This is a genomic window from Hydrogenophaga atypica (assembly GCF_042665215.1).
GTDB lineage: Bacteria > Pseudomonadota > Gammaproteobacteria > Burkholderiales > Burkholderiaceae_C > Hydrogenophaga > Hydrogenophaga defluvii_A.
The window spans coordinates 13,470-26,136 of the sequence record NZ_JBHTCA010000006.1; the positions used below are offsets into that span (position 1 = coordinate 13,470).

Annotated in this window: 14 protein-coding genes and 1 tRNA gene; 9 read left to right on the plus strand and 6 right to left on the minus strand. The window is 65.8% G+C overall.

The window, feature by feature from the left end; all coding sequences use genetic code 11:
* Window positions 1-41: 41 nt before the first annotated feature.
* The 4 genes from ACFQPB_RS10565 (at window position 42) to pth (ending at window position 2,690) form a co-directional block, all read left to right on the plus strand.
* Window positions 42-118 (plus strand) — tRNA-Gln (locus ACFQPB_RS10565).
* Window positions 119-255: 137 nt separating this feature from the next.
* Window positions 256-1,230, plus strand: coding sequence for a ribose-phosphate pyrophosphokinase (locus tag ACFQPB_RS10570; RefSeq protein ID WP_382203500.1), 975 nt, complete (start codon window positions 256-258; stop codon window positions 1,228-1,230).
* 94 nt (window positions 1,231-1,324) lie between these two features.
* Complete coding sequence (locus ACFQPB_RS10575) at window positions 1,325-1,948, plus strand: 50S ribosomal protein L25/general stress protein Ctc (RefSeq protein ID WP_382222824.1); 624 nt, start codon at window positions 1,325-1,327, stop codon at window positions 1,946-1,948.
* Between the two features lie 88 nt (window positions 1,949-2,036).
* Complete coding sequence (gene pth / locus ACFQPB_RS10580; RefSeq protein WP_382222827.1) at window positions 2,037-2,690, plus strand: aminoacyl-tRNA hydrolase; 654 nt, start codon at window positions 2,037-2,039, stop codon at window positions 2,688-2,690.
* On the opposite strand, the gene ACFQPB_RS10585 is transcribed toward pth, so the two are convergent.
* The 5 genes from ACFQPB_RS10585 to ACFQPB_RS10605 are packed head-to-tail and all read right to left on the minus strand — an operon-like array spanning window position 2,645 to window position 6,773.
* Window positions 2,645-2,938 (minus strand): YfhL family 4Fe-4S dicluster ferredoxin, encoded by a 294-nt coding sequence (locus ACFQPB_RS10585; protein WP_382222830.1) that lies wholly within the window; start codon window positions 2,936-2,938, stop codon window positions 2,645-2,647. The two genes, pth and ACFQPB_RS10585, sit on opposite strands and share 46 nt — an antisense overlap.
* 13 nt (window positions 2,939-2,951) lie before the next feature.
* Window positions 2,952-3,467 carry a pantetheine-phosphate adenylyltransferase gene (coaD, locus tag ACFQPB_RS10590; protein WP_382222833.1) on the minus strand — a complete coding sequence of 172 codons (516 nt, stop codon included), beginning with the start codon at window positions 3,465-3,467 and terminating at the stop codon, window positions 2,952-2,954.
* A gap of 8 nt (window positions 3,468-3,475) precedes the next feature.
* Complete coding sequence (rsmD, locus tag ACFQPB_RS10595) at window positions 3,476-4,099, minus strand: 16S rRNA (guanine(966)-N(2))-methyltransferase RsmD (RefSeq protein WP_382222837.1); 624 nt, start codon at window positions 4,097-4,099, stop codon at window positions 3,476-3,478.
* Window positions 4,096-5,427: a M16 family metallopeptidase gene (locus ACFQPB_RS10600; RefSeq protein ID WP_382222840.1), complete on the minus strand. Its 1,332-nt coding sequence runs from the start codon at window positions 5,425-5,427 to the stop codon at window positions 4,096-4,098. Before ACFQPB_RS10600 ends, rsmD begins: the two co-directional genes overlap by 4 nt.
* On the minus strand, window positions 5,424-6,773 hold the full coding sequence (locus ACFQPB_RS10605) for a M16 family metallopeptidase (RefSeq protein WP_382222842.1): 1,350 nt from the start codon (window positions 6,771-6,773) through the stop codon (window positions 5,424-5,426). Before ACFQPB_RS10605 ends, ACFQPB_RS10600 begins: the two co-directional genes overlap by 4 nt.
* 29 nt (window positions 6,774-6,802) lie before the next feature.
* Between ACFQPB_RS10605 and ftsY the strand changes: the two genes are divergently transcribed.
* From ftsY to ACFQPB_RS10630, 5 genes are all read left to right on the plus strand, one after another.
* The gene (ftsY, locus tag ACFQPB_RS10610) at window positions 6,803-8,008 is read left to right on the plus strand and encodes a signal recognition particle-docking protein FtsY (protein WP_382222845.1); all 1,206 of its coding nucleotides are present in this window, start codon (window positions 6,803-6,805) and stop codon (window positions 8,006-8,008) included.
* Between the two features lie 7 nt (window positions 8,009-8,015).
* Window positions 8,016-8,876, plus strand: a complete 861-nt coding sequence (locus ACFQPB_RS10615; protein WP_382222848.1) for an aldose 1-epimerase — start codon at window positions 8,016-8,018, stop codon at window positions 8,874-8,876.
* A gap of 200 nt (window positions 8,877-9,076) precedes the next feature.
* The gene (locus tag ACFQPB_RS10620; protein WP_382203480.1) at window positions 9,077-9,379 is read left to right on the plus strand and encodes a c-type cytochrome; all 303 of its coding nucleotides are present in this window, start codon (window positions 9,077-9,079) and stop codon (window positions 9,377-9,379) included.
* Window positions 9,380-9,392: 13 nt separating this feature from the next.
* Entirely contained in the window at window positions 9,393-10,673 is a 1,281-nt protein-coding gene (locus ACFQPB_RS10625; protein ID WP_382223328.1) for an FCSD flavin-binding domain-containing protein, read from the plus strand.
* Between the two features lie 61 nt (window positions 10,674-10,734).
* On the plus strand, window positions 10,735-11,337 hold the full coding sequence (locus ACFQPB_RS10630; RefSeq protein ID WP_382203478.1) for a c-type cytochrome: 603 nt from the start codon (window positions 10,735-10,737) through the stop codon (window positions 11,335-11,337).
* A 4-nt stretch (window positions 11,338-11,341) separates the two neighbouring features.
* Here the strand turns inward: ACFQPB_RS10630 and ACFQPB_RS10635 are convergent, their stop codons facing one another.
* Entirely contained in the window at window positions 11,342-12,667 is a 1,326-nt protein-coding gene (locus ACFQPB_RS10635; RefSeq protein ID WP_382222851.1) for a hemolysin family protein, read from the minus strand.

Consider the following 12,667-nt stretch of genomic DNA (forward strand, 5'->3'; position numbering starts at 1 on the left):
GACAGTTTCGGTTGTTTGTCGTTATGACAAACAACCTGCGTAGGGGAGTCGCCAAGTTGGTTAAGGCACCGGATTTTGATTCCGGCATGCGAGGGTTCGAGTCCTTCCTCCCCTGCCAAACCTGATAGCAAGCCTGGTGGTCCAGCGACCACCAGCACCGAGACAAGCGACCAAAACTTTTGTGATGGTCGCTTGTTCTGTTTTCAACGTTGCACAACACCGTTGCACAACACCGTTGCAACATTGGGGCCCGCCATGCAGCCGCAACCGCCAGATTTCATGATCTTCACCGGCAACGCCAACCCGGTGCTGGCCGCTGACATCGCGCAGCACCTCAACACCACCCTGGGTTCGGCCAATGTCGGCCGCTTCTCGGATGGCGAGGTGACCGTGGAAATCACGCAGAACGTGCGTGCCCGCGACGTGTTCATTGTGCAAAGCACCTGCGCACCGACCAATGAGAACCTGATGGAACTCATCATCATGGTCGATGCCCTGAAGCGCGCTTCTGCCGCCAAGATCTCGGCCGTCATCCCCTACTTCGGTTACGCCCGCCAGGACCGCCGCCCGCGTTCGAGCCGCGTGCCCATCTCGGCCAAAGTGGTGGCCAACATGCTGCAAGCCGTGGGCGTGGACCGCGTGTTGACCATGGACCTGCACGCCGACCAGATCCAGGGGTTTTTCGACATCCCAGTCGACAACATCTACGCCTCGCCCGTGCTGCTGGGTGACCTGCGCCAGAAAGCCTACCCCGACCTGCTGGTGGTGTCGCCCGATGTGGGCGGCGTGGTCCGCGCACGTGCTCTGGCCAAGCAACTGGGTTGCGACATGGCCATCATCGACAAGCGCCGCCCCAAAGCCAACGTATCGGAAGTGATGCACGTGATCGGTGACATCGACGGCCGCAACTGCGTGATCATGGACGACATGATCGACACCGCCGGCACGCTGGTGAAAGCGGCCGAGGTGCTCAAGGAGCGCGGTGCCAAGAGCGTCTACGCCTACTGCACCCACCCCATCTTCTCGGGTCCGGCCATCGACCGCATCGCCAAGGGCAACGCCCTGGACGAAGTGGTGGTGACCAACACCATCCCCCTGAGCCAGGCCGCACAGGCCTGCGCCAAGATCCGCCAACTCTCGGTGGCGCCGCTGATGGCAGAAACCATCCAGCGCATCGCTTCCGGCGAGTCGGTCATGAGTTTGTTTGCCGATCAGGAGAACCTCTTCTGAGGGCCTGAAAAGCAACAAAAAGCCGGTGCCCCATGTGGGGCGCCTTTTGAAACAGAGGCGTTCTGGTCGCGGAACCCCTCATCTGGAGAACGTTATGCAATTCGTCGCTTTTGAGCGCAACAAGCAGGGTACGGGTGCGAGCCGCCGTCTGCGCAACACCGGCCGCGCGCCTGGTATCGTTTTTGGTGGCAGCACCGCACCTGTGACGATCGAAGTCGATCACAACGCGCTGTGGCATGCCCTGAAGAAGGAAGCCTTCCACGCCTCCATCCTCGACATGGAACTGGGCGGCAAGGTTGAAAAAGTGCTGCTGCGCGACGTGCAGTACCACCCCTTCAAGCAGCAAGTGCTGCACATCGACTTCCAGCGCGTGGACGAAAAGACCCGCCTGCACAAGAAGGTGCCCCTGCACTTCGTGGGCGCTGAAAACTCGCCGGCCGTCAAGACCGACAAGTGTGTGGTCAACCACGTGGTCACCGAAATCGAAATCGAGTGCCTGGCCGTGCAACTGCCCGAGCACATCACGGTGGACCTGAGCAACGCCACCACCGGCGCCAGCATCCACGCCTCCGACATCCAGCTGCCCGCTGGCGTCAAGATCGTCACCCACGGTCGCAAGGCCGTCACCATCGCCACCCTGGTGGCCCCGGTGGAAGAAGTGGTTGCCGCTCCCGTGGCCGCAGCCGCCGACGACAAGAAGGGCAAGAAGAAGAAGTGATTCTTCGCCTTGCGCTTCAAAAGGCCCGCCCCGCGCGGGCCTTTTTGTTTCTCAGTGCTGGACCACAAGCCACCGATAATCGCGCCCCATGATCAGACTCATCGTTGGCCTGGGCAACCCCGGCCCGGAATACGAACAGACCCGCCACAACGCCGGCTTCTGGTGGGTGGAGGCGGTGGCGCGCGAACTCAAGGTGCACCTGGTGGCCGAAAAGGGTTATTTCGGCAACGTGGCGCGTGCCAACGTGGCGGGCCAGCCGGTGTGGCTGCTCGAGCCCATGACCTACATGAACCGCTCTGGTCAAGCGGTGGCGGCCCTGGCACGCTTTTTCAAGATCGCGCCCGAAGAGGTGCTGGTGGTGCACGACGAACTGGACCTGGCCCCCGGCGAATGCAAGCTCAAAAAGGGCGGTGGCCACGCGGGACACAATGGCCTGCGCGACATCCATGCCCAACTGGGCAGCCCGGATTACTGGCGGCTGCGCATCGGCATTGGCCACCCGGGCGACAAAAGCGAAGTGGCCAACTGGGTGCTCAAGAAACCCGCGCCCGACCAGCGCGACGCCATCGAAGCCTCATTGACGCGCTGCCTGCTGGCCTTGCCCGACCTGCTGGCCGGGCGCATGAACGAGGCCACGGCGCGCATCCACACCAGCAAGCCACCCCGACCCAAACCGCCTCGCCAGGTGCCACCCGCTCAGGCGGCCGGCGCCGAGCCGTCACCGGCAGCCGACAAGGGCTGACCCGCCTTCTGCAAGCGTTGGAATTTCTGCCACAGCGTCTCCTGGCTTTCCACGTGCTGTGGGTTGACCGGGATGCAGGCCACAGGGCACACCTGCACACACTGCGGTTCGTCGAAATGGCCCACACACTCGGTGCATTTGGCCGGGTCGATTTCGTAGATTTCAGGCCCGAGGTAGATGGCCTCGTTCGGGCATTCGGGCTCGCAAACGTCGCAGTTGATGCACTCGTCGGTGATTATCAGTGCCATGGTGTGCTCCCGTTCAACATTGCACCCGCGCCGGGCCATGCACCCGTTGCAGCTCGGCGGCCACGGGCACGCTGACCATGGCGGCCACGTTGCCGCCCAGCTTGGAGATTTCGCGCACCAAGGTGCTGGAGATGCACTGCAACTCGGCCTGCGGCAACAGGAACACCGTTTCGACCGTAGGCAAGAGCTTCCGGTTCATGGCCGCCATCTGGGCCTCGTAGTCGAAGTCGGTGACGTTGCGCACGCCGCGCAGCACGGCACAAGCGCCTTGCTCGCGGCAAAAATCCATGATCAGCCCGTCGAAGGGTTCGACCCGCACATTGGCCACACCGGCCAGCGCCGCGCGCGCCATGGCGATGCGTTCATCCAGACTGAACAAGGTCTTCTTGTGGTGGGCCATGGCCACGGCCAGCACCAGTTCATCGAACAGGCCGGCGGCACGGCGCACCACGTCCTCATGGCCCAGGGTCAGGGGATCGAAGGTGCCGCTGTAGACGGCGATGCGGCGGGCAGAAACAGGCGTGCTCATGCCCCCGATTATCCGCCCGGCGCCTGTGGCCCCAACAGATGGAAGGCCACCTGGCCGGCGCGGCCCTGGCGCAACAGGCGCCAACCGAGTTCGGCCAGCTCGGCGTCCGTCCACACACGGGGCGCTTCCAGGTAGAGCAAGCCGTTCGAGCTCACCAGATCGCGCGCCGCCTTCAAGGCGTCGCGGAACAGGGCCTCGTTCTGGCCGTCGCCAAACGGCGGGTCCAGAAAGACCACGTCCCAGGCCTGGCCGGCGCGCTGGCGCATGAGGCTGAGCGCGTCACCACGTTGCACGGTGATTTGACTGGCCTGGAGGCGGGTGGCGTTGTCGCGCAAACTGGCCACCAACGCGGGCGCCTGCTCGATCAGCAGCACCTCGGTGGCGCCGCGCGACGCGGCCTCGAAACCCAACGCGCCGCTGCCGGCGAAAGCGTCCAGGCACCGCAGGCCGCTCAGGTCCTGGCCCAGCCAGTTGAACAGGGTTTCGCGCACGCGGTCGGGCGTGGGCCGCAGGCCCGGGGCCGCCGCCACCGCGAGCTTGCTGCGCTTCCAAGTGCCGCCGATGATGCGGACCACGCCGGGGGCACTCGCCGCCGGCCGCGCGCCGCCGCTGCTTTTGCTGCGCATGTTCATGGCGCCATTCCCCCCACGATCACGCTGACCATGCGCTGGGGCGCCAGCACACGCTGGAAGGCGCGGCGGATGTCGTCCACCGAAACCGCCGCCACTTTGGTGGTCCAGGTGTCCAGGTAGTCCTGCGGCAAATCGTTCCAGGCGATGTTGGCCACGTTGTCCAGCAGCTTGCGGTTGCTGTCCAGGCGCAGGGCAAACCCTTTGATGAGCGCGTCCTTGGCGGCCTGCAGCTCGGCCTCAGTGGGCCCTTCGGCCACAAAACGGGCCACCACCTCGCGCGACAAGGCCAGCGCCGCCTCGGCCTGGTCGGGCCGGGTGGTCAGGCTCACGGTGAAGGGGCCGGCGTGGCGCCCCGGCGAAAAGCTGCTGTAGACGCCGTAGGTCAGTCCACGCTTTTCGCGCACCTCGTCCATGAGGCGCGAAGTGAAGCCCCCCGCGCCAAGGATGTGGTTGCCCACCAGCAAGGTCAGGAAGTCCGGGTCGTCGCGGCGCACGCCGGGCTGGCCCAACAGCACCTGCGCCTGCGCGGCGGCAAAGGGGATGCGCTCGTCCTTGGCTGCCGCTAACGGCACCACCTCAGGCACGGGGGCGAGGCTGCGGCAACCGTTGGGTGCGATGGCGGCCAACAGGCGGTCGGCAATGCGGTCGGCCGTGGCACGGTCGATCGCGCCGACCATGCTGATGCGCGCACCACAGGCCATCACATGCTGGCGGTAGAAGCCGGCCATGTCGTTCACACCGATGGCTTGCAGCGTTTGGGCCGTGGTTTGGGCGCCGTAGGGGTGCCCCTGGTACACCGCAGCGGCGTAAGCGCGACCTGCGTGGGTACCGGGGCGGGTTTCGGCTTCGCGCAAGGCGGCCAGGCTGCGCTCGCGTTCGCGCGCCCACACCTCGGCAGGAAAGGCCGGCTGGGCCATCTGGCGCGCGGCCAGCGCCACCGCCCGTTCCAGCAAGGCCGGGTCGGTCAAGGTGCGCAGCGAGAAGGACATGCGGTCGCTGCTGGCGCTGGCACCAAACTGGGCGCCGATGTCCAGCCAGGCCTCGGCCAGGGCGTTTTCGTCCAGCGCGGGCTGCCCTGCTGCGGCTTGCACGCCTTTGTCCAACATGCTGGCCGTGGCGCGTGCCAGGCCGATCTGGGTGGTGGGGTCACGCCGGCTGCCGGCGTCCACGTCCACCGACACGTCCAGCATGGGAATGGCCGGGCTGCTGACCAGGTACACGCGGGCACCGCTGCTGTGGGTCCACTGCGCGATGGGCAAGGCGGCCTGGGCGCCATGGGCCGCCAGGGCCAGCGCGACGGCGCCCAACATCTGAGTGACTTGTTTCATGGCTTGGCCTCCGGCACCAGCACGCCCACGCTGAGCTGCCGTTCGTCAAACAGGCGCTGCGCGACCGACCGCACCTGCGCAGGCGTCACGGCCATCAGGCGTTGCAACAGGCGTTCGCCGGCATCCAAGCCCCACCCATTGAGCCAATAGCTGCCGAGTTCGCGCGCCTGGTTGACCACCGAGTCGAGCTTGTAGACCTCGCTCGCTCGCCACTGGGTTTTGACGCGTTGGAGTTCGGCCTCGGTCACACCCTGTTCGGCCACACGCCGCAGCTGTGTTCGCAGCGCATCGGCCAGTTGGTCCACGCCCACACCAGGCGCTGGCACCCCTGTGAGCGAAAACAGCTGAGGGCCCCGACCCAACAAGCCGTAACCCGCGTCCACGCTGTCCGCCAAGCGCTGACCGCCTTCTCCCTGCACCAGGGCGCGGCCCAGGCGGGCACCGTTGTAGCCGTCGAGCACACTGGCCAGCAGGGTCAGGGCCAACGCGTCCTGCGTCTCAGCGTCGGTGGCGGCGGGGTCGCGCAACTGGGGCACTTTCCACCCCAACGTGATCACCGATTGCTCGGCACGGGCACGGTACTCCAATCGGCGGGGGCCTTGCTGGGTCGGCTCCACACGCGGTTTGCGCTCGGGCACAGCCTTGGCCGGGATGCGACCGTAGGTCTGTTCGGCCCAAAGGCGCACCTGCTGCGGGTCCACGTCGCCGGCCACCACCACGGCAGCGTTGGCGGGCACGTACCACTGGCGGTGGAAAGCGCGCGCGTCGTCGGGCGTGAGGGACTCGATGTCGCTCATCCAGCCAATGACGGGTCGCCGGTAGGGGCTGGCCAGAAACACCTGGGCGGTGTAGGCCTCGAAAAAGCGCGCCCGGGGCGACTCCTCCACCCGCTGGCGCCGCTCCTCCTTGATGACCTCGATCTCGCGCCGGAACTCGTCGTCGCTCCACTGGTTGTTGGCAAAACGGTCGGCCTCCAAGGCCATCACCGCCAGCACCTGATCGGACGGCACCTGCTGGTGGTAGACCGTGGCGTCGCGGCTGGTGAAGGCGTTGTGGGTGCCCCCCAGCGCGGCCACGCGGCGTGAATACTCGCCTGGCCCCACCGTGGGCGTGCCTTTGAACATCATGTGTTCCAGCACATGCGCCACGCCCGATGCACCGTCCACCTCGTCCATCGAACCCACACGCACCCACAACATGTGCACGGCGGTGGGGGCACGGCGGTCGGGTTGGACGATCACCGTGAGGCCATTGGCCAGGGTGAAACGCTCGGTCTGTGCCCACGTGTGAGGGGACAGCAAGGCGGCCAGCAGCAACGCGGCCCAGCGGATGAATGTGGGTTTCATAGAATGCAAGCGATTCTATAAACGCGCCAATGTTCAGTTTTTTCAAGAAAAAAGCCCCGCCACCCCCCGTGGCTGGCAGCCCCGAGACCCAACCAGCGACACCTGTGGTGTCAGAACCGGCCGCCCCGATCGCGCCCGCGCCTGCCGGCGGCCTGTCGTGGTTGCGCAACCCGTTCGCGGACAAGCCGGCGGTACCAGCTCCGGCGCCTTTGGCTGAACCGGCCCGCACCTTGGAGCCCGCACCGGCGCCGGCCGTGACGCCGGAACCTGCACCTGCATCTGTGCAAACGCCCGTACCTGCACCAACACCCGTGCCGGTTGCCTCGCCTGCTGAGGCCCGTTCGGGCTGGCTGGACCGCCTCAAGGCCGGCCTGCGCAAAACCGGCTCCAGCATCGCCACGGTGTTCACTGGCACCCGCATCGACGACGCGCTGTACGAAGAACTGGAAGACGCGCTGCTGATGGCCGACACCGGTGTGAAGGCCACACAGTTCCTGCTGGACGACCTCAAGCGCCGCGTGAAAGAAGCCAAAGCCACCGAGCCCAGCGCCGTGAAAGGCCTGCTGGCCGAAGCCCTGGCCGACCTGCTGCGCCCGCTGGAAAAACCGCTGGTGATTGGCGAACACACCCCCACGGTCATCATGGTGGCGGGCGTCAACGGCGCGGGCAAAACCACCTCCATCGGCAAGCTCACCAAACACCTGGCCACCGAGGGCGCCTCGGTGCTGTTGGCTGCGGCCGACACCTTCCGCGCCGCCGCGCGCGAACAGCTGGGCGTGTGGGCCGACCGCAATCTGGTGGACATCGTCAGCCAGGAGGGTGGCGACCCCGCCGCAGTGAGTTTTGACGCAGTGAGTGCGGGCCGCGCGCGCGGCAAGGACGTGGTGCTGGTCGACACCGCCGGGCGCCTGCCCACGCAGCTGCACCTGATGGAAGAGTTGAAAAAAATCCGCCGCGTGGTGCAGAAGGCCGACGCCACAGCGCCCCACGAAGTGCTGCTGGTGATCGATGGCAACACCGGCCAGAACGCGCTCAACCAGGTGCGCGCCTTTGACGACGCCTTGCAGCTCACGGGCCTGGTGGTCACCAAGCTCGACGGCACCGCCAAAGGCGGCGTGCTGGCCGCGATAGCGATGGAAAAACCGGTGCCGGTCTATTTCATCGGCGTGGGTGAAAAACTCGAAGACCTCGAAACCTTCAATGCCCGCGAATTCGCCCAGGCCTTGCTGAACTGATTCCGCCATGGCCACTGTGACCCTGAGGCAGGGTGGGCTGCACTGCGACGTGCGCCCCGACCTGGGCGGCTGCATTGCCGGCCTGTGGTGCGATGGGCTGCCGGTGCTGCGTTCCACCCCCGGCGACACACTGCACTCGGTGCGTGAATGCGGCAGCTTTCCGTTGGTGCCGTTCTCCAACCGCATCGGCCAGGCAACGCTGCTGTGGCAGGGCACAGGCCACCCGCTCGTGACCCACGCGCTCACCGAAGCCCATGCCATCCACGGGGTGGGCTGGATGCGCCCGTGGGCGGTGCTGGAGCAAAGCGACCGCTTTCTGCTGTTGGCCCATGAGCACCGGGCCGAACCGCATTGGCCGTTTGCCTACGACGCTTCCCAGACCCTGCAATTGCTGGACGGTGCCTTGGAACTCACGCTGTCCATCACCAACCAGTCTTCCGTGCCCGCACCGGTGGGGCTGGGGTGGCACCCCTATTTCGTCAAGCGGCCTCACAGCCACCTGCGGTTCGAGGCCAGTGGCCGCTGGGACATGGGCAGTGACAAGCTGCCCACCGGCCACCGCCCCAGCCCAGGCCTGGACACCGATTGCGCCACGCTGGACGTGGACCACTGCTTCGATGGCTGGGCGGGCGTGGCCCACTTGCGCGACGAAGCGCTGGATGTGCGCATCCGTGCGCCGCTCAGGCACCTGGTCGTCTACACCCAGCCGACGCGGGACTTCGTGGCCGTGGAGCCGGTGAGCCACGTGAACAACGCCTGGAGCTTGCACGCGCAAGGGCACAGCAGCGAGCGGCTGGGCCTGCGGGTGCTGGCGCCTGGCGAATCGTTCTGCACGCAGATGCGCCTGGAAGTGAGCGCGCGCAGCTGAGGGACGGCGCGGCGTCCTGCACACGCAACCCCGCCACCCATGGCACCGCAGGATTGCGCTAAGCTGACAACCCGCCACAGGGTTTGTCCCCTGTTTCACAATTGCACGGGCGCACACAAAATAGTCATTGCTTATATTCAAGCAGTGCGCCCCATTCTTTTGAGCAACCCTTCAGGTTGCGCCACCCCGAGGAGACGCTGATGCGCTTTTGGTCCCTTCCCCTTGTGCTGGCTGCTGCCAGCGCCATTGCCCTGCCCGCGCAGGCCCAGGTCAACCAAGTCCGTGTGTGGGCCGCCGCCTGCGCCAACTGCCACGGCACCGACGGCCGCGCCCAGCCCGGCATGGAGTCGCTGGCCGGCAAGGACAAAGACGAGATGGTTCAGAAGCTGATGGACTTCAAGAGCGGCCGCAAGCCCGCCACGCTGATGCACCAGATTTCCAAGGGCTACAGCGACGAGCAGCTGGCCCAGATTTCGGCCTACTTTGCCGCCCAGAAAAAATAAGGAACCCACCATGTTGCAACGCCGTCATTTTGTTCAAACGCTGGGGGTGGGTTCAGCCGCCGCGGGCCTGGGTGTGTTGGGTGGTTGTGCCACCGCGGGTGGCAGCGGCCCCAAGGTGGTGGTGATTGGGGGTGGCTACGCCGGCGCCACCGCCGCCAAATACCTGCGTCTGTTCTCAGACAACACGGTCAACGTGACCCTGGTCGAGCCCAACGCCGCCTTTGTGTCCTGCCCCATTTCCAACCTGGTCATCAATGGCGCCAAGACCATTGCCGACGTCACCACGCCCTACGACAACCTGGCCAAGCGCCACGGCGTGAAGCTGGTGCGCGACATGGTGGCCAGCATCGATGTCGAGAAACGTGTGGTCAAACTCGCCAGTGGCGGCGAACTGCCCTACGACCGCGTGATCGTCTCGCCCGGCGTCGACTTCATGTGGGACAGCCTGCCCGGCATGGCCAGCCAGGCCGCCAAAGACAAGGTGCTGCACGCCTGGAAAGCGGGCGCACAAACCGTGGCCTTGCGCAAGCAGCTCGAAGCCCTGCCCGATGGCGGTGTGTACGCCATGTCCATCCCGCTGGCGCCCTACCGTTGCCCGCCCGGCCCCTATGAGCGCGCCTGCATGGTGGCCAACTACTTCAAGAAGGCCAAGCCCAAGAGCAAGGTCGTCATCTTCGACGCCAACGACGACATCCAGTCGAAGAAGGGCCTGTTCATGAAGGCCTGGGACGAGCACTACAAGGGCATGATCGAGTACCGGCCCAAACACAAGGTGACCGACGTGGACGCCGCCACCAACACGCTCAAGTTCGAATTCAACGAGGACTTCAAGGCCGGCGTGGCCAACGTCATCCCCGACATGCGGGCGGGTGACATCGCCGTCAAGACCGGGCTGGCCACCGCCAATAAGCGCTGGTGCGAGGTCGATTTCCTGACATTCGAATCCAAAGCCGCCAAAAACGTGCATGTGCTGGGCGATTCGATCCAGATCGCACCGGGCATGCCCAAGTCGGGCCACATGGCCAACCAGCACGGCAAAACCTGTGCGGCCGCCGTGGTGTCGCTGCTGGCGGGCAAGGCCCCGCCGCAGCTGCCCATCTACGCCAACACCTGCTACAGCTTTGTCACTGACGAAGACGTGGTGCATGTGGCCAGCGTGCACCGCTACGACGCCGAGAAAAAAACCATGCTCACCGTGCCGGGTTCGGGCGGCGTCTCATCAGCTGCCAGCGAACTCGAAGGCCGTTACGCCCTGGCCTGGGCGCGCAACATCTGGGCCGACACGCTGGCGTAAGGCCAACGCCCCGGGGAACCGGGGCGTTTTTTTCCAGCAAATATCAGTCTGAGGTTATGCAATGAAGAAGTACCTGATCGCCATCGCCGCAGTGGCAGCCTGGCAGGCCAGCGGCGGCGCCTGGGCCCAGGTGGACGAGGCCCGCGCCAAGAAGATCGCGGGCGGCTCGTGTTTCCTGTGCCACGGTGCCCAGGGCGAATCGACCAGCGAAATTTTCCCGCGCCTCGCCGGCCAACACGCCGAGTACGTGGCCAAGCAGTTGGCGGCCTTCAAGTCGGGCCAGCGCAAAAGCACGGCCATGGCCGACATGGTGGCCAAGCTCACGCCCGAGGAGATGCTGGCACTCGGCCACTACTACGCCAAGTTCACGCCACCCAAGGAGGCCCCCAAAGACCCGGGCCTGGCCAAGATGGGCGAGTACATCTACGCCAACGGCAACAAGTTCAGTGGCGTGCCGGCCTGTGTGGCCTGCCACGGCGCCAAGGGCGAAGGCGCAGCCCACCTGCCCCGGCTGGCCCACCAGTTTTCGGGCTACCTGCACACCCAGCTCAAGCAGTTCAACAAACGCGAACGCACCAACGACAACGCGGTGATGCATGCGGTGGCCGAAAAAATGACCGAGCTGGAAATGGCCGCCGTGGCCGAGTACCTCAGCGGACAGTGAGTGGTCAGTGGGTAGAGGCCGGCCCGGTGTCTGAGCCACTGCCTTCATCGGGCGCGGGTGTGATGCGCACCTTGTCGATGCGCCGCCCGTCCAGCGCCAGCACCTCGAAGCGCCAGCCCACACATTCCACCGCTTCGCCCACGGCCAACAGCTCGCCGGCCACCGTCTGCATCAGGCCGGCCACGGTGTTGTAGCGGCCCTTGTCCTCGTCGGGCAGTTCGTCCTTGATGTCCAGCCTCGCGCGCAGCTCGGGCACCGGCATGGCACCGTCCAGCAACCACGAGCCATCGCTTTGTTCGGTCGCCCAGGCGTCCACCGGCGTCTGTGGCGACAGCTCGCCGGTGATGGCTTCCAGCATGTCCAGCGGTGTGAGCAGGCCTTGAACAACGCCGTACTCGTCCACCACAAACACCATGCGCGTGGCACGGGCGCGGAACTGCTCCAACAGCTCCATGCCGCTGAGAGTCTCAGGCACAAACACCGCCGGCTCCGCCAGGGTTTGCAGGGTCTCGGTCACGCCCTGCTCCAGCAGCGCCAGCAAACGCGGCAGGTGGATCACGCCCACCACGTCGTCCAGCCCGCCCCGGCACACCGGGTACCAGGAGTGGCCGGTGGCCCAGGCGCGGCGCACCGCCGCGTCCAGGCTTTCGCTGGCATCCAGCCATTCGATGTCGGCACGCGGGATCATGATGGAGCCCAACTGCCGGTCGTCCAAAAGAAACACGTTGCGCACCATCTGGTGCTCGTGCGCCTCGATGATGCCCGCGCCCACACCCTCCTCCAGGCTGGCGTTGATTTCGTCTTCGGTCACGGTCTGCTGTGCGTTCACATTCACACGCAGCAGCGCCAGCACACCCGAGGTGGTGGCCGACAACAGGCTCACAAACGGCCGCGCAATGCGCGCCACCCACGCCATCGGACGCGATACCCAACGCGACACCGTTTCGGGATAGAGCTGCCCGATGCGCTTGGGCACCAGCTCGCCAAAAACGATGGTGATGAAGGTGATGACCACCACCACCACCGTGGTGGCCGTGACCTCGGCCGCCGCCTCGGGCATGCCCCAGCCCGACAGGCTGGTCGCCAGGCCACCGCTGAAGGCGGCTTCGCCCACGATGCCGTTGAGCATGCCGATGGAGGTGATGCCCACCTGCACCGAGGACAGGAACTGGGTCGGGTTTTCGAGCAACTTGAGCGCCGTCTGCGCGCCTTTGTCGCCACTTTCGGCCATGGCCAGCAGACGCGCCTTGCGGCTGGAAGCCAGCGCCAATTCCGACATGGCGAAGGCGCCGTTGAGCACAGTGAGGAAAACGATCAGCAGGATGTCCAT

Bases quoted from the DNA above. Each gene is read 5' to 3' on its own strand.
- ACFQPB_RS10570 (WP_382203500.1), top strand. From the start codon at position 256: ATGCAGCCGCAACCGCCAGATTTCATGATCTTCACCGGCAACGCCAAC.
- ACFQPB_RS10575 (WP_382222824.1), top strand. From the start codon at position 1,325: ATGCAATTCGTCGCTTTTGAGCGCAACAAGCAGGGTACGGGTGCGAGC.
- pth (WP_382222827.1), top strand. From the start codon at position 2,037: ATGATCAGACTCATCGTTGGCCTGGGCAACCCCGGCCCGGAATACGAA.
- ACFQPB_RS10585 (WP_382222830.1), bottom strand. From the start codon at position 2,938: ATGGCACTGATAATCACCGACGAGTGCATCAACTGCGACGTTTGCGAG.
- coaD (WP_382222833.1), bottom strand. From the start codon at position 3,467: ATGAGCACGCCTGTTTCTGCCCGCCGCATCGCCGTCTACAGCGGCACC.
- rsmD (WP_382222837.1), bottom strand. From the start codon at position 4,099: ATGAACATGCGCAGCAAAAGCAGCGGCGGCGCGCGGCCGGCGGCGAGT.
- ACFQPB_RS10600 (WP_382222840.1), bottom strand. From the start codon at position 5,427: ATGAAACAAGTCACTCAGATGTTGGGCGCCGTCGCGCTGGCCCTGGCG.
- ACFQPB_RS10605 (WP_382222842.1), bottom strand. From the start codon at position 6,773: ATGAAACCCACATTCATCCGCTGGGCCGCGTTGCTGCTGGCCGCCTTG.
- ftsY (WP_382222845.1), top strand. From the start codon at position 6,803: ATGTTCAGTTTTTTCAAGAAAAAAGCCCCGCCACCCCCCGTGGCTGGC.
- ACFQPB_RS10615 (WP_382222848.1), top strand. From the start codon at position 8,016: ATGGCCACTGTGACCCTGAGGCAGGGTGGGCTGCACTGCGACGTGCGC.
- ACFQPB_RS10620 (WP_382203480.1), top strand. From the start codon at position 9,077: ATGCGCTTTTGGTCCCTTCCCCTTGTGCTGGCTGCTGCCAGCGCCATT.
- ACFQPB_RS10630 (WP_382203478.1), top strand. From the start codon at position 10,735: ATGAAGAAGTACCTGATCGCCATCGCCGCAGTGGCAGCCTGGCAGGCC.
- ACFQPB_RS10635 (WP_382222851.1), bottom strand. From the start codon at position 12,667: ATGGACATCCTGCTGATCGTTTTCCTCACTGTGCTCAACGGCGCCTTC.